The organism is Bacillus sp. Bvel1 (assembly GCF_014872755.1).
Taxonomy (GTDB): domain Bacteria; phylum Bacillota; class Bacilli; order Bacillales; family Bacillaceae; genus Bacillus; species Bacillus velezensis.
Window position 1 is genome coordinate 667,745 of the sequence record NZ_JAAOBZ010000007.1, and the last position, 13,977, is coordinate 681,721.

The window sequence follows — 13,977 nt, forward strand, 5'->3', positions numbered from 1 at the left end:
CATAATGGCAAGCCCAATTACTGAAATTCAAAAAGAAACGAAAACAGAGGAACAGCTGAAAGCTGAAAAACTGGAAGAACTGAAGACGCTTCTCGCAGAAAATGAAGAAGCCGTCGCGAAAACGATGTCCATTATGGCAGAGCTGAATGGCTTGGGCATTTTTGATGCCGCCGGCTATATGCTCCAGGCAAAAGAGGAGATTGCCAAAATCGCACTCGGACAGATTTCCCGGGAACCTGTCACCAATCTCCTGAATACGATGATGGCCGCGGGAGGCGCGCTGTCAAAAGCTGATCCCGAATTTATGGGCAGACTTTTAGAAAGCGCCATGGCCGGGACGGATCAGGCGCAAAGATTTTTAAAAGAGGACAGGAAAGTCAGTATGTTTGAACTGATGAAAGCCGTCGGTGATCCTGATATTAACCGCGCGCTCGGCTTCGGGCTGCAGTTTTTAAAAGGAATGGGAAAAGAATTACGCGAAACCCCTTCTGAATAAGAAATGAAAAAGCCATTGTCAAAAGACAATGGCTTTTTTTTATTCTTCGGCCTCTTCCAGCCTCTTTTTATAAATAAGTGAACGGTCAACGCAGAAATAAGCGCCCGCTAAAAATGCACAATCCGTTACAAACATCAGCATTTTCTGGCCCGCAGTCAGCCCTTGTCCGGGAAGAACCGCGCCAATATAAATGAAGGTGCTGACTGCAAGCAGAATAAATGCGTAATGCTTAAAATCTTCTATTAATGATTTCAGTCTTTTCTTCTCCATATAAGGTCACCTGCCAGTTTTATAGTCTACCAACATTATAATACAAGCTGACAGCCGACAGAGAATGTAAATCTATCCATTCTTTATAAAAGTGAATCAAGCGCCTGTTTCACATCCGCCGTTAAATCCTCAGTATCCTCAATACCGACTGAGATCCGTACGAGCCCGTCGGTAATGCCAAGCGCAAGACGGCGGTCGCGCGGGATCGAAGCGTGCGTCATTCTGGACGGCACGGAGATTAAGCTTTCAACCGCTCCTAAGCTTTCCGCGATTGTAAACAGGTTCAATTTTTCTAAAAACGCGTCGACGCGTTCACTGCTGCCGATATCAAAGGAAATCATTCCGCCGAAACCGGAGCTTTGCGCTTTTGTCAGCTCATGGCCCGGATGTTTCGCTGATCCCGGATAGTAGAGCGTCTGAACGGCATCATGCGCTTCAAGCAGCTCGGCGATTTTCCCGGCGCTGTGATTGATGGCATCCATTCTGAGTCCCAGTGTTTTAATGCCTCTCATTAAAAGCCATGAATCCTGCGGTCCTAAAACGCCGCCCGTTGAGTTTTGCACGTAATGAAGCTTTTCACCGAGCTCTTTATCAGCCGTCACGACTAAGCCGCCGACGACATCGCTGTGGCCGCCGAGATATTTTGTCGCGCTGTGAAGCACGATGTCCGCGCCGAAGCTGAGCGGCTGCTGGAAATACGGCGTGTAAAACGTATTATCGACGATAAGCAATACGCCCGCTTCTTTTGCGATGTCAGACATCAGTTTGAGGTCAGTCACTTTCAATAGCGGGTTTGTCGGTGTTTCGATATAAATGGCTTTCGTATTCGGGCGAATGGCCTTTTTGACTTTTTCTTCACTGCTCGTATCAACAAAGTCCGCTTCAATACCGAAGCGGTTCAGCACACCTGTCATCACCCGGTAAGTGCCGCCGTATACATCATCCGTCAAAATAACATGATCGCCGCTGTCAAACAGCATCATGACGGCAGTAATCGCAGCCATGCCTGAGCCGAACGCATATCCCGCCGCGCCGCCTTCAAGCTCTGCAATTAAGCTTTCAAGCGCCGTCCGCGTCGGATTGGCCGTTCTTGAATATTCATAACCCGTATGCTCGCCCGCTTTCGGCTGCCGGTACGTGCTTACTTGATAAATCGGTACGGAAACCGCTCCTGTTTTTTCATCTCCCGTAATTCCTCCGTGCACCATCAGCGTTTTTTTCTTCATCTTACTGACCTCCTTGAAAAATGTTTTTGCTTATATATCGATCGCTGCCGTCAGGGAAAATAGTGACGATATTTGATCCGGCGGGCGCTTTTTTCGCTTCTTCAAGCGCTGCATAAAGAGCCGCCCCTGAAGAGCTTCCGATTAAGAGGCCTTCTTTCTCGGCCGCTTCTCTGACAAGCGAAAACGCCGTATCGTCTTCCACTGTGTAAATGGCGTCAAAATGGTTCTCGTCCATATAATCCGGGATAAACTCCATGCCGATGCCTTCCGTTTTATGGGCATGCGGCTCTCCTCCGTTCAGGATCGAGCCTTCCGGTTCAACGATCACCGTTTTGACGGCAGGATTTTTCTCCTTTAAATAAGCTGCCGTACCGGCAAAGGTGCCGCCGGAACCCGCTCCTGCGACAAAGGTGTGGATATCCCCGCCGAGCGCGTTCCATATTTCAGGTCCGATCGTTTTATAGTAAGTCAATGGATTTACTCGGTTTTTAAATTGCAGAACGGCATAAGAATTATTAATCTCTCTCTCCAGTTCAAGCGCTTTTCGAATGGCTCCCTGCATACCTTCTTCTCTCGGCGTATGCACGATGTCCGCTCCGAGAGCTTTCATAATTTGCTGCTTTTCTCTGCTGAAATGCTCCGGGACGCAAAAAACGGCGCGAAGCTGATGCTTTCTGGCGCACAGAGCGAGTCCGATCCCGGTGTTTCCGGCAGTCGCTTCGATGATAACGCCTCCCGGTTTCACCTTTCCCGTGCGAAGCGCATCTTCAATGAGCATCCCGCCCAGCCTGTCTTTAATGCTTCCGCCCGGATTCATCATCTCAAGTTTAGCATAAACCGCTGTTCCCTCCGGTATATCAAAATGCTTGAGACGGAGCAGCGGTGTATTTCCGATCAGTTCTGTAATATCTGTTATCACGTTCAATATATGTCCTCCTCCTGGAAAAGCGGAGGAGAACGAGAATCCCCCGCTTAGTGAATTCGTTTGATGACATTCAGGACAAGCTCAGTTGAATGAACGGCAGCCTGTTCTAAAAATTTATCAAATGAAACGTCAGATTCTTTTCCGGCAATATCAGATAAAGCTCTGATGACAACAAAAGGCGTTTTGAACTGGTGGCACACCTGTGCGACAGCCGCAGCTTCCATTTCAACCGCGTACAAATCCGCAAATTTGGCGCGTACGTCTTCAACCCGCTTCGGATCATTCATAAAAGAATCTCCCGTAGCGATTGTGCCTTTGGCGACTTGAATGCCGTTCAGTTCAGAAACCGCTTCCTCAGTAATACTGATCAGCTTTTCATCAGCTTTGTATGCTGCCGGAAGACCCGGCACCTGTCCGTATTCATAGTCAAACGCCGTCACATCCACGTCATGATGGCGGACATCTGTTGAGATGACGACGTCGCCTACATTCAATGTATGATGAAAACCGCCCGCTGAGCCTGTGTTAATCACATAATCAGGTTTGAAACGGTCAAGCAGAAGCGTCGTGCTGATCGCGGCGTTGACTTTTCCGATCCCCGATTTCAGCAAGATAACTTCGACGCCTTCATAGCTGCCCGTCGTAAACTCACAGTGAGCGATCATCTCTTGTTTTGCGTCTTTCAGTTTGCTTCTTAAAATCGTAACTTCCTCTTCCATTGCTCCGATGACTGCCAGTTTCATTTATACACAATCCCTTCGATTTACCGTTTAATCGCCTCCATTATCCAGACAAAGTCATTTTGCTGCGTAAACCGCGCGGCAAATCCCTCTTCTGAAAAGATGTTTTTCATTGTCCCGAGTGTCGGATAATGTTCCGTCTTTAAATCGTCCGCTAATTGATGATAGCCGTTTCGGATTGCTTTTTTAATTGTTTCATCATAAGCTTCATGATCTTTAAAGACGGTATCGGCAAACACTATTTTATCATGCTTCTGAAGGATTGTGCCATATTGCTTTACAGCCGCTTGCTTTTCTTCATCGGTTAAATGATGAAAGGCGTACGAGCTGACGATGGTATCTATTTGAAAAGGCGGAACGGGAAACTCCAGAAAATCTCCGTCACTGAACACGGCTTTGTCAGAAAGCTTGTCAGCCGCCAGTTTTCTCATTGACGGAGACGGTTCTACACCAAACACCTTTTTGTTCGCGGCGGCTAATTTCGCCGTTAAATTCCCTGTGCCCGGTCCGAACTCTAAAACGTTAGAACCCGAAAGTGCGACGATGCTGTCAAGAATATTGTCATACCCTTTAAAAACATCAGCGTATTGTTTGTCTGCCCCGTGCACTGTGGCATCATAAGTCGCTGCCCAATCTTCAAATAATGGAATAAATTCACGGCCCATATTTTTCACTCTCCATAATTTATAATTCCTATGAGTATAGTATGGATTAATCGTGGAACAGTTCCTATCCTATCACAAAAAAGAATGGAAGGGTACTAAAATACTTTGGGATTATTGCGCAATTACGGCAGAAAGGCTTATACTTTCATTGACTCAGAAGAAAAATCAGGAGGATCTGTACTGATGAATTTTCAATTGGATTTAATCAAAGATAAAGTAGAATTTTTCGAAGCGGCATCTTTGCAGGAGCTTGAAAAGAAAATAAACGTTCAGATTGAAAACAACCAGGCGATTATGCTTCGCGTCCGTTCTGTATCCCATCAGGTGACGGCCGTTGACGGCAGAATCCTTTACAGCGCGTCGGTGCATTTTTCAGCTGACGTATGACAGAAAAAAGCAGCTGAATAATCAGCTGCTTTTTTGCGGTTATTTTAACGTTTCTACTTTTGTCGGCTTCCAGCCTTTTTTGTCTTTCCAAGTGATGGTGACCTGATACTTTTTGCCGTTCGTTTTGTCTAAAACTTTCCCCTTCGCATCTTGCGGGCTTCCATTGTTTCCGAGCCACAGCACTGTCATGTGATCTTTTGACACGCCTGTTGCGTAAGAGATGGCGTCAAGCATTTCGGACCAGTCTTCAGAGCTTGAGTCATACGTCGCCGCATGTTCTCCCGTCTGCTTTGTTCCGACCGCTTTCCATTTTGGGTTAACAATTGTTTTCTCGACATCGCTTGATGAGCCGCCCTCTGTTATTTTTGCGCCTTTAAAAGGATCGCTTGAATCAGAGTCTTTTTTGCTGCTGTCATCACTTTTCGATGAATCATCGTCTTTTTTGCTGTCAGAGTCTGAAGATGAATCAGATGTGTCCTTATCCTGTTTATCTTTTTTGTCATCGTCTGATGCCGTATCTTTTTTGCTGTCTTTTATGTCTTCATCCGATGTCTGCTTCGTCTTGCCTGATGCAGGTGTTTCCTGCTTCTGGCTCGTGTCCGCTTTTTCGCTCACGTCGCTCGACGGACTGTTGATGAAGAGGCTGACTGCAACGACGACAATAAGAATAGATACGATAGCAATTAAAATGTTAAGCACCATATTTGCTTTTCTGCGCTTATCACGGTTTTCAAAACGAGATTGTTTATTGCTCAATCATTCTGCACTCCTTTATCCCTCTTGCTCAGCATATATTTTAACATGGGCTGAGCGGTTGTTCTATGTCTGATTTGTTTCATTTTCATGTACCTTTTTAACAATATCATAAAACACTGTATTTGTCAGAGCCTTATCCCCCGGCGTGTCCATGTGCAGCACCACGAGAGCGTATTTCGGCTTGTCCGCGGGAAAGTATCCCGCAAACCATTTGTGGTAAAGCGTCTGTTTTTCTTTTGTGAACATTCCCGTCTGGGCCGTTCCCGATTTGCCTGCTATCTCATACGGCAGATCCTGAAACCTTCGGCCGGTTCCTTTCGGTGAGGTGACGACTTCTCTGAGAATTTTTTGAAGCTGCTGCGCCGTATATTTGTCGATGTTTTCCCCTTTTAACGGCTGTTCTTTGAATGACGCCATCGTCGTTTTGTTTTTGTATTCAATTTTGTCCGCGATTTTGACTTGTTTTTTCTCACCGCCGCGCGCGATCGCCGCCATCATATTGGCGACTTCAAGAGGCGTGACTTTCACGTTTTTTTGCCCGATCGCCGTCTGTGCTACTGCTTTTTTTACGGTTTTGTCTTTGTCATCTCCCCAAATGACCCCGCTTTTTTCATTATACAGCTGCCTGAATCCGTCTTCCCGGTACAGCTTGCCTTCCCAGCCCGCCCGCTGTGTGAGACCTAGTTTCTCCGCCATGTTTTCAATAACGGAATCATCTTTTTTGATCAATTTTTCCGCAAGACTTGTAAACGTATAATTGCAGCTTTGGGCAAAGCTTTCTCCAAAACTGAGCGTGCCTTTATCATCCCCCGGCTCTCCGTACAGATTGAGATTGCAGTTAAAGGATGTGCCCGGCTTCACTTCGTTTTGTTCTATTGCGGCTGCGGCGATCACCGTTTTAAACACTGATCCCGGATAAATCGGCGTCAGCATGTAATTTTGCAGTGTCTGCTGCTTTGACATGTCAGCGTCAGGCTTTGATACCATTCCGAGCACACTGCTTTTTTCAATGTCTAAAAGGACGGCTCCCCCCTTTTTTAACCCGCGGTCTTTCAATACATCTTCCATTGCTTTTTGAATATTGCGGTCGATGGAGGTTTTGACTTGCAGCGGATAAAACGCGTTTGCTTCAGCCGTATATTTGACGTCCATTCCGAATAAAGGGTTTCCCCTTCCGTCGACATGATACAAAAGTTTTGTGTCCTGATCCGCCAGTAAAAACTCATCAAACGTCCGCTCCATCCCGCTTGTCCCGATTTTTGCCGTGATCGGCAGTTCCTTCCTGCCGGGGTATTTCTTTTTCAAAAGCTCAGGGTCCTGGTTTGTCGCGCCCAACAGATGAGCGGCTATGTTTGTTTCTTTGCTGTCTTTCATATATACGCCGTAAATGCCGGGATATTTCAAAGAATTGATATTTGCCACGGATTGTTTCGTCAAATGTTTTATTTTTCTGCTGTTCAGGATCACCGGTTTTTTTGCTTCCGTCAGCAGCTGCCTGAGCTCCCCCTGTTTCATTCCGAGAATGTCTGATACCCGGTCAACCGGCCAATCCTGCGTCACGAGAAAAGGAAACAGTATGACGGCAGGCTGCTTTTTTCCGGTCAGTTCTTTGCCGTTCCGATCAAGAAAAGAGCCGCGGCCGTCTGAAATAAGGACTTCTTCCGTCCGCTGCTTGACGCTTTCCTGAATCAGATTAATATTGGATTTTGAAAAAGATTCTGTAAAAAACAGCTGAATTTCAGCCAGCCTTGCAAGCAGAAAGAAAAACACGAGCAGAAAACAAATCACGGCCGTTTTCAGCCTTTTTGATACGATCATAAAAAACACCTCATCCACATTTTGGACGAGGTGTTTCATTGTTAAACGGATCTTATGAAATTTTCACAATTTTCACGAGCATTTCTCCGCCCGGCGTCTGAACTGTCACTTCTTCGTCCACTTTTCTGCCGAGCAGGCTTTTTGCGATTGGCGAGTCGTTTGAGATTTTTCCTTCAAACGGATCAGCTTCAGCGCTTCCGACAATCGTGTAAGATTCTTCTTCACCGTCGGGCAATTCGATGAATGATACGGTTTTTCCCAAACCGACTACATTTGAACCGCCGTCGTCCTCGATGATTTTCGCATTGCGGATCATGTTTTCAAGCGTCGTGATGCGCCCTTCCACAAATGCCTGTTCTTCTTTTGCGGAATCATACTCAGAGTTCTCTGACAGATCTCCGAAGCTTCTTGCGATTTTAATGCGCTCTACTACTTCTTTACGTTTAACCGTTTTCAATTGCTCTAATTCTTGTTCAAGTTTTTGTTTTCCTTCGTGAGTCATCGGAAAAACTTTTTCTTGTGCCATGTTCCTTCACTCCTTGGTGGTTGTCCCTCAACAATAACGTGTGATTATGTATGAGAGCATAAACGAAAAAATCAAGAATGAGAACACAGGGCAGTCCTCGTTCTTCTCTCCCATATAGGTACTGTTTATCTTAAACTGAATGTGTGTTTTCTGCAAATGTTTCGGTTTATAAACAGGGAAAGAAGGGAACTGTCTCATTCCCTTCCAGCCTATACATAATATGGTCTGAGTTATTTATGTCTATGCTATGGTATTACAAAATTGCATTTTGTTCAAGGATCGTTTGAATCTTCGTGACCATCAGATCAATTGCGACGTGGTTTTGTCCGCCTTCCGGAATAATGATGTCCGCGTAGCGTTTCGTCGGTTCAACAAACTGATTGTGCATCGGTCTGACGACGGACACATACTGCTCAATGACAGAATCGATTGAACGGCCTCTTTCGTTAATATCTCTCATAATCCGTCTGATGATACGGAGATCCGCGTCCGTGTCGACATAAAGTTTCATATCCATGAGGTCGCGAAGTCTTTTATCTTCGAGAACGAGAATGCCTTCCAGAATAATGACATCCTTCGGCTCAACCGGAATGGTTTCCTCAGAACGCGTATGCAGTTTATAATCATAAATCGGCTTTTCTATCGGCCGGTAATTCAAAAGCTCTTGAATATGCTCGATTAAATAGTCATTATCAAATGCGAGCGGGTGATCATAGTTTGTGTTCAGCCTTTCTTCAAACGGAAGATGGCTTTGGTCTTTATAATAAAGGTCTTGCTGGATCATTAAAATCGAGTGTCCTTTAAACTGTTCATAGATGGAACGGGTGACGCTTGTTTTTCCTGATCCGGAACCTCCTGCGATGCCTATAACTACAGGACTCTTACCCATTGGTGATTACTTCCCCTTTCTCATCATGTTGCTCGGATAAATCTTTTTGTCTACTTTAAATGTAACGATTTGCAGGGGATGGCGGGCAGCATCAAGCTCGTTTCCGTCTTCGTCCCAAATAGTGCCGATTGTGAATGTGAAATTGTCGATTTCAGGACCGAAAAATTCCACTTCGTCACCTTGTTTAAAGAAATTGCGCTGCTGGAGCGTCACCATTTGAGTTTCCTCGTCATACGCGAGCACGAGACCGGCAAAATCAAATGTTGTTTTCTTTCCGTGTTCGCCGAACATCTGCTCTTCATACCCGGGCGTGCCTTCAAAGAAAGCAGGCGCGGTATCCCGGTTTGCACATTTGTCCAGCTCATCCAGCCATTCTTTTTGAATGACAAAGTTTTCAGGATCAGCGCAGTATGCGTCGATGACTTTGCGATACACGCTGACAACCGTCGCAACGTAATGAATCGATTTCATCCGGCCTTCAATTTTCAGGCTGTCGATACCCATCTCAATCATTTGCGGAATGGATTCAATCAATTTTAAATCTTTCGGGCTCATCGCAAACGGAGCGTCTTCTTCGTCATAAAGCGCGACCGCGTTTGCACCGTCTGTCTGATACAGGTCATAATCCCAGCGGCAGGACTGACAGCAGCCGCCGCGGTTGGAATCCCGGGCTGTCATGTGATTGCTCAGCACGCATCGTCCTGAATAAGCGATACACATGGCGCCGTGGATAAAGGTTTCGATTTCAATGTCCACCTTTTCCTTCATTTCTTTAATTTCCAGTCCGCTCGTTTCACGGGCAAGCACCACGCGGTCAAGCCCTTCTTCTTTCCAGAACTGCACCGCTTTCCAGTTGGAAAGGGACTGCTGTGTGCTGAGGTGAATTTCTACGTCCGGGGCCACTCTCCGGCATGTTTCAATAATCAGCGGATCAGCGACGATAATTCCGGCAACTTTTGCGTCTCCCAACGCTTTTAAGTATTCTTCCAGACCGTCCATATTTTCATTATGGGCGAAAATGTTTGTTGTCACATATATTTTTGCCCCGTATTTTTTGGCAAATTCTACGCCCTCTGCGATTTCTTCTATTGAGAAGTTATCCGCATTTGAGCGGAGTCCGTATTCCTGTCCTCCGATAAAAACCGCGTCCGCTCCGTAATGAACGGCAATTTTTAATTTTTCAAGGTTTCCTGCCGGAGCAAGGAGTTCAGGTTTTTTCGTAATGACGCGTTTTCCGTTTACGACTTTGGAAATGGTTTGATTTACGGCTGTCATCCGTTGCACCCTCCTTTTTAATAGACCGTTTCTTTAAAGAAGAATCCTGTGTCGATGCTTCTGTTCACAGGCTGAATGCTTTCAATCCGCTCTATCCAGCTCTCTTTTTTCTCTTCGTATGTCTCTCGGCTTTCGAAGCACAGATCGATTGCTTCTCTGTACATGCGGGTCACTTCAGTTAAGTATTCAGGAGACTTCAAAACTCCGTCGATTTTGAAAGAATCGATGCCGGCATCCATCAGGTCCTCTAATTCATCAATCATGCACACATCGTTCGGGCTCATGATGTGCGTGCCGTTTTCATCTTCAAAAATCGGGTATTTATTGCCCCGTTCCTTGTCATGCAGAAACATTCCCGCTTCTTTTTTCTTCTGTTCGATGTCCATGACTTTTCCCTGGTATTCGAAGTAATGGCCCACTAAAGAACGCTTCGATTGGAACATGCACGTCATGCCGTGGATTTGAATTTCAATTTCCACTTCGGCGTTTTCTTTTATGTCAATGATGCTGTCCATATTTAATTCCTTAGCCAGCACTGCCCGCCGTGCGCCTTTGCGTCCCCAGTAATTGCAGGAATAGTAGTTGGTACCCGTTGTTTCCGTGCTCCAGTGCAGTTTAAGCTCGGGAGCCGCTTCACGCGCCGCCATTAAAACGGCCGGATCACCGAAAACAGCCGCATCAACGCCGGCCTCCTGCAAAAAGGCAAGATAGCCGTTCAGCTCGTCCACTTTTTCGTTGTGAAAAATAGCATTGACGGCGGCGTACACCTTCGCGCCTTCCTGATGAGCTGTCTTTACGGCTTCTTTTATATCTTCTCTTGAAAATTCACCGGCCAGTCTCAGGCCGTATCTCTGTTCTCCGACTAACAGGGCCGTTGCGCCCGCTTGAATGAGCGGAAGAATATCCTGTACAGAAGTCGGAGTCACCAAAAGTTCAGGTTTTTTCATGATCATTCACCTCTTCTTTTTACTGATGGCGATGCCGTCTCCGACCGGCAGTATGACCGTTTGATAGTCAGGCCGGTTCATCAGCCATTGGTTATATTGATCAATTTTTTCAACAAGCTTCCGTCTTCTTTTCGGCTCAATGTCCGAGTGATTTTGTGCCACCAGTCCTTTAAACAGAACATTGTCTGTAAAAATGACTCCATCCGGCGCAAGCATCGGTTCATAGAGCTCAAAAAAGTTCGTGTACTGGCCTTTGGCCGCGTCGATAAAAATGGCATCATAAGGAGCCGTGACACGGACAGACTCAGAAAGTTCCAGCGCATCCCCGTGCATTACGTGAATCCGGTTTTCCATTTCAAAGTCTTTTATATTGTTCACAGCTTCTTCATAGCGTTTGTCGTCCCGTTCAATCGTGTAAATATTCGCACCCGGAAGCTCAAGCGCCATCCGTATGGCGGAATATCCGATTGCCGCGCCGATTTCCAAAATGTTTTTCGCCTGTTGAATCGACAGCATTTGAAGCAGCACTTCAATACCCGCTTCTTCCATAATCGGAACATGGTGCTCTTTTGCATAGGCTTCAAGCTTTTTCACTTTATCAGGCCGAGGCTTCAGCATCGCGTTTATATACTCGTTTATTTGTTCATACCGATCATTCACGGCAAACAGCCTCCGTTCTAAAAAGGAGTGCCCCTGACGAATCCGCGGGGACACTCTCTTAAGACACTTCTTTATCCATAAGTAAACAACCCGATATATTTTATCATAAAACCTTTCAGAATGGAATAAAAGGAGAGCTTTTGCCCTCCTTTTATTCGCTGTCTTTTTTGGAAATATACTTTTCCTTCGCTTTATTATGGTCTTTTAATGTTTTGGTGAAAACGACCTCGCCGTTTGATTTTGCAAGGAAATAGAGATAATCCGTTTTGTCAGGGCGGAGAGCCGCTTCCCATGATGAATCACCGGCATTTGCAATCGGTCCCGGCGGCAGCCCCTTATGTTTATACGTATTAAACGGAGAATCAATTTTCAGGTCTTTGTAGTAGACCCGGCTTTTATGCTTACCGGCCGCATATAATACCGTCGGGTCAGTCTGCAGCGGCATTTTTTCTGCAAGCCTGTTGTAAAAAACGCTGGCGATTTTGTGACGGTCGGCTTTGGCGGTGGCTTCTTCTTCAATAAGCGATGCCATCGTCAGCGCGTTATGGACGGAAAGTTTCTTTTTTTCCAGTTCAGATTTATACGTTTCGATACGGGTGTTTGTTTCCTGAACCATTGCCGTCAAAATCGTGTCAAGCGATGCATCCGGATCATTAAACGGATATGTGGCCGGATACAGATAGCCTTCGAGCGGATGCTTGAGCTTCTTGTTTGAAAGTGCGTCCGTTATTGTATCAGGAAACTGTTTTTTCAGTTTGCCGATGAATGTTTTGTCATCCAGTTTTGCCATGATCTCTTCTTTTGAATATGATGTTTCTTTTGCGATCGCATCCGCAATCTGTGTAAGCTGTTTTCCTTCAGGAACGGAGATCTGAAAGGCATATCCCGTTGATCCCGCGGTCAGTTTTTTGATAATCGCATCCGCATCCATTCCTTTATTCAGGTGGTAAAATCCCGCCTGAAACCCGGAAGCGCCTTTATACTTCACATACAGCTGAAATGCTTTTTTGCTTTTGATGACATGCTGATCCTCAAGAATTTCAGCGATTGCCGAAACGGAAGAACCGCTCGGAATATTAATATTGACTGCCGTTTTGCTGCCTTTGTCAACCGGGGACAGCAGAGATTTTCCATAGAAAAAAGCACCGCAAATGATGATAAGCAGAGCGATCACGGAGGACAGTATTATCGTTGTTTTTTTGTTTTTACGCGGAAATGAATTTTTAGTCTGATTGATATTCATACAAGTATTTTCCTCCCAACAGCTCTTATACTACATGATTCATGTGCATTCGGCAATTTATTACAAAAAAAAGCCGAAGCGCATATGCGCTCCGGCTTTTTCCGTTCATTTTATTCTTCGTCTTCTTCCGCTAAAAACGTGTTCAGCGTTTCTTCGATCATTTCCCACTCTTCATCGGTTTCAATCGGCATCAGTTCGCCGTCTTCACCGTTTTCGTTCGGTTCGAAGCTTGAAGCGTGAATTTCGATTTCATCATCGTCTTGAGCATCAATCGGATAATAAAGTACGTAAGATTTGTTGAATGTGTCGTTTTCAAATGTGAACAGCACTTCGCAAAGCTGTTCGTTGCCTTGATCATCGACAATTGTAATATGTTTTTCGCCGTGTTCCATTTCTTTCACCTCTTAGTTTAAACTGTCCAGATATCCTTGAAGGATCATGACAGCCGCCATTTTATCAATGACTTTTTTTCGTTTTTGCCTGCTGACGTCAGCCGCGATCAGCATTTTTTCAGCCGCCATCGTCGTCAGACGCTCGTCCCACAGCACAACAGGGACATTGTACGCTGTTTCAAGCAGTTTCGCAAATGTTTGGCTGGCTTCGCCTCTCGGACCGATCGTCCCGTTCATGTTTTTCGGAAAACCGAGCACGATCTTCTCTACATTATAGTCTTTCATCAGCTCGGATAAACGGTCCAGACCGTAATCTCCTTCAGCCTCGTTTATTTTTATCGTCTCAATGCCCTGAGCGGTCCAGCCCATTTCATCGCTTAAAGCTACGCCGAGTGTTTTCGTTCCAAGATCAAGTCCCAATATTCTCATGAATGTATTTACGCCTCTTTATGCTGTTCTAGATAGGATTTTACCAATTCCTCGATTAATTCGTCACGTTCCAGTTTGCGAATTAAGTTCCGGGCGTCGCGATGCCTAGGAATGTATGCAGGATCTCCAGACAGCAAGTATCCGACAATCTGGTTGATAGGATTGTACCCCTTTTCCTGAAGCGCATCATATACCGTAATCAGCACTTCTTCGACGTTTGTTTCAGCAGAATCATCGGAGAAATTAAATTTCATCGTTTTATCAAACGAGCTCACCGTTTTGCACCTCTTTCCCAAATTCGCAGGCAAAGTTCAGCCTGAGGTCCTCATCTTA

General features: G+C 45.6%; 18 protein-coding genes. 2 read left to right on the forward strand and 16 right to left on the reverse strand.

Annotated features, from left to right (window positions below; genetic code table 11):
• Positions 1 to 4: 4 nt before the first annotated feature.
• Complete coding sequence (locus tag HAP68_RS12565) at positions 5 to 496, forward strand: helical membrane plugin domain-containing protein (RefSeq protein WP_003152780.1); 492 nt, start codon at positions 5 to 7, stop codon at positions 494 to 496.
• Between the two features lie 39 nt (positions 497 to 535).
• Here HAP68_RS12565 and HAP68_RS12570 read toward each other — a convergent pair whose 3' ends face one another.
• From HAP68_RS12570 to HAP68_RS12590, 5 genes are all read right to left on the reverse strand, one after another.
• The gene (locus tag HAP68_RS12570; protein ID WP_003152779.1) at positions 536 to 766 is read right to left on the reverse strand and encodes a YrhC family protein; all 231 of its coding nucleotides are present in this window, start codon (positions 764 to 766) and stop codon (positions 536 to 538) included.
• Positions 767 to 849: 83 nt separating this feature from the next.
• The gene (locus tag HAP68_RS12575) at positions 850 to 1,992 is read right to left on the reverse strand and encodes a bifunctional cystathionine gamma-lyase/homocysteine desulfhydrase (RefSeq protein ID WP_003152778.1); all 1,143 of its coding nucleotides are present in this window, start codon (positions 1,990 to 1,992) and stop codon (positions 850 to 852) included.
• A 1-nt stretch (position 1,993) separates the two neighbouring features.
• The gene (locus HAP68_RS12580; protein ID WP_014305481.1) at positions 1,994 to 2,917 is read right to left on the reverse strand and encodes an O-acetylserine dependent cystathionine beta-synthase; all 924 of its coding nucleotides are present in this window, start codon (positions 2,915 to 2,917) and stop codon (positions 1,994 to 1,996) included.
• Between the two features lie 47 nt (positions 2,918 to 2,964).
• A complete protein-coding gene (gene mtnN / locus HAP68_RS12585; protein ID WP_003152774.1) occupies positions 2,965 to 3,660 on the reverse strand; it encodes a 5'-methylthioadenosine/S-adenosylhomocysteine nucleosidase in 696 nt (231 codons plus the stop codon).
• A 20-nt stretch (positions 3,661 to 3,680) separates the two neighbouring features.
• Positions 3,681 to 4,322 (reverse strand): class I SAM-dependent methyltransferase, encoded by a 642-nt coding sequence (locus tag HAP68_RS12590; protein WP_024085645.1) that lies wholly within the window; start codon positions 4,320 to 4,322, stop codon positions 3,681 to 3,683.
• Positions 4,323 to 4,505: 183 nt separating this feature from the next.
• Here HAP68_RS12590 and HAP68_RS12595 point away from each other — a divergent pair, with 183 nt between their 5' ends.
• Positions 4,506 to 4,709: a YrzA family protein gene (locus tag HAP68_RS12595; RefSeq protein ID WP_003152771.1), complete on the forward strand. Its 204-nt coding sequence runs from the start codon at positions 4,506 to 4,508 to the stop codon at positions 4,707 to 4,709.
• 39 nt (positions 4,710 to 4,748) lie between these two features.
• Here HAP68_RS12595 and HAP68_RS12600 read toward each other — a convergent pair whose 3' ends face one another.
• The 11 genes from HAP68_RS12600 to HAP68_RS12650 all read right to left on the reverse strand — a co-directional run bounded on the left by HAP68_RS12600 (position 4,749) and on the right by HAP68_RS12650 (position 13,919).
• Entirely contained in the window at positions 4,749 to 5,465 is a 717-nt protein-coding gene (locus HAP68_RS12600; protein ID WP_014305483.1) for a YrrS family protein, read from the reverse strand.
• A gap of 63 nt (positions 5,466 to 5,528) precedes the next feature.
• A complete protein-coding gene (locus HAP68_RS12605) occupies positions 5,529 to 7,283 on the reverse strand; it encodes a peptidoglycan D,D-transpeptidase FtsI family protein (protein WP_015387957.1) in 1,755 nt (584 codons plus the stop codon).
• 52 nt (positions 7,284 to 7,335) lie between these two features.
• Entirely contained in the window at positions 7,336 to 7,809 is a 474-nt protein-coding gene (greA, locus tag HAP68_RS12610; protein WP_003152766.1) for a transcription elongation factor GreA, read from the reverse strand.
• A 253-nt stretch (positions 7,810 to 8,062) separates the two neighbouring features.
• Positions 8,063 to 8,698 (reverse strand): uridine kinase, encoded by a 636-nt coding sequence (gene udk, locus HAP68_RS12615; protein ID WP_003152763.1) that lies wholly within the window; start codon positions 8,696 to 8,698, stop codon positions 8,063 to 8,065.
• Positions 8,699 to 8,704: 6 nt separating this feature from the next.
• Complete coding sequence (locus HAP68_RS12620) at positions 8,705 to 9,973, reverse strand: peptidase U32 family protein (RefSeq protein ID WP_014305485.1); 1,269 nt, start codon at positions 9,971 to 9,973, stop codon at positions 8,705 to 8,707.
• A gap of 17 nt (positions 9,974 to 9,990) precedes the next feature.
• Positions 9,991 to 10,920, reverse strand: coding sequence for a peptidase U32 family protein (locus tag HAP68_RS12625; protein ID WP_007408214.1), 930 nt, complete (start codon positions 10,918 to 10,920; stop codon positions 9,991 to 9,993).
• 6 nt (positions 10,921 to 10,926) lie between these two features.
• Positions 10,927 to 11,580 carry an O-methyltransferase gene (locus tag HAP68_RS12630; RefSeq protein WP_015387906.1) on the reverse strand — a complete coding sequence of 218 codons (654 nt, stop codon included), beginning with the start codon at positions 11,578 to 11,580 and terminating at the stop codon, positions 10,927 to 10,929.
• 151 nt (positions 11,581 to 11,731) lie between these two features.
• The gene (mltG, locus tag HAP68_RS12635; RefSeq protein ID WP_014305487.1) at positions 11,732 to 12,823 is read right to left on the reverse strand and encodes an endolytic transglycosylase MltG; all 1,092 of its coding nucleotides are present in this window, start codon (positions 12,821 to 12,823) and stop codon (positions 11,732 to 11,734) included.
• A gap of 110 nt (positions 12,824 to 12,933) precedes the next feature.
• Positions 12,934 to 13,215 (reverse strand): DUF1292 domain-containing protein, encoded by a 282-nt coding sequence (locus HAP68_RS12640; protein WP_003152751.1) that lies wholly within the window; start codon positions 13,213 to 13,215, stop codon positions 12,934 to 12,936.
• Between the two features lie 12 nt (positions 13,216 to 13,227).
• Positions 13,228 to 13,644 carry a Holliday junction resolvase RuvX gene (gene ruvX, locus HAP68_RS12645; protein WP_003152750.1) on the reverse strand — a complete coding sequence of 139 codons (417 nt, stop codon included), beginning with the start codon at positions 13,642 to 13,644 and terminating at the stop codon, positions 13,228 to 13,230.
• 8 nt (positions 13,645 to 13,652) lie between these two features.
• Positions 13,653 to 13,919, reverse strand: a complete 267-nt coding sequence (locus HAP68_RS12650; protein ID WP_003152749.1) for an IreB family regulatory phosphoprotein — start codon at positions 13,917 to 13,919, stop codon at positions 13,653 to 13,655.
• Positions 13,920 to 13,977: the final 58 nt, after the last annotated feature.

Excerpts from the sequence above, each read along its gene's own strand:
- mtnN (WP_003152774.1), bottom strand. The coding sequence starts at position 3,660 with ATGAAACTGGCAGTCATCGGAGCAATGGAAGAGGAAGTTACGATTTTA.
- HAP68_RS12590 (WP_024085645.1), bottom strand. The coding sequence starts at position 4,322 with ATGGGCCGTGAATTTATTCCATTATTTGAAGATTGGGCAGCGACTTAT.
- HAP68_RS12640 (WP_003152751.1), bottom strand. The coding sequence starts at position 13,215 with ATGGAACACGGCGAAAAACATATTACAATTGTCGATGATCAAGGCAAC.
- HAP68_RS12625 (WP_007408214.1), bottom strand. The coding sequence starts at position 10,920 with ATGAAAAAACCTGAACTTTTGGTGACTCCGACTTCTGTACAGGATATT.
- ruvX (WP_003152750.1), bottom strand. The coding sequence starts at position 13,644 with ATGAGAATATTGGGACTTGATCTTGGAACGAAAACACTCGGCGTAGCT.
- HAP68_RS12565 (WP_003152780.1), top strand. The coding sequence starts at position 5 with ATGGCAAGCCCAATTACTGAAATTCAAAAAGAAACGAAAACAGAGGAA.
- mltG (WP_014305487.1), bottom strand. The coding sequence starts at position 12,823 with ATGAATATCAATCAGACTAAAAATTCATTTCCGCGTAAAAACAAAAAA.
- greA (WP_003152766.1), bottom strand. The coding sequence starts at position 7,809 with ATGGCACAAGAAAAAGTTTTTCCGATGACTCACGAAGGAAAACAAAAA.
- HAP68_RS12605 (WP_015387957.1), bottom strand. The coding sequence starts at position 7,283 with ATGATCGTATCAAAAAGGCTGAAAACGGCCGTGATTTGTTTTCTGCTC.
- udk (WP_003152763.1), bottom strand. The coding sequence starts at position 8,698 with ATGGGTAAGAGTCCTGTAGTTATAGGCATCGCAGGAGGTTCCGGATCA.
- HAP68_RS12595 (WP_003152771.1), top strand. The coding sequence starts at position 4,506 with ATGAATTTTCAATTGGATTTAATCAAAGATAAAGTAGAATTTTTCGAA.
- HAP68_RS12620 (WP_014305485.1), bottom strand. The coding sequence starts at position 9,973 with ATGACAGCCGTAAATCAAACCATTTCCAAAGTCGTAAACGGAAAACGC.
- HAP68_RS12575 (WP_003152778.1), bottom strand. The coding sequence starts at position 1,992 with ATGAAGAAAAAAACGCTGATGGTGCACGGAGGAATTACGGGAGATGAA.
- HAP68_RS12570 (WP_003152779.1), bottom strand. The coding sequence starts at position 766 with ATGGAGAAGAAAAGACTGAAATCATTAATAGAAGATTTTAAGCATTAC.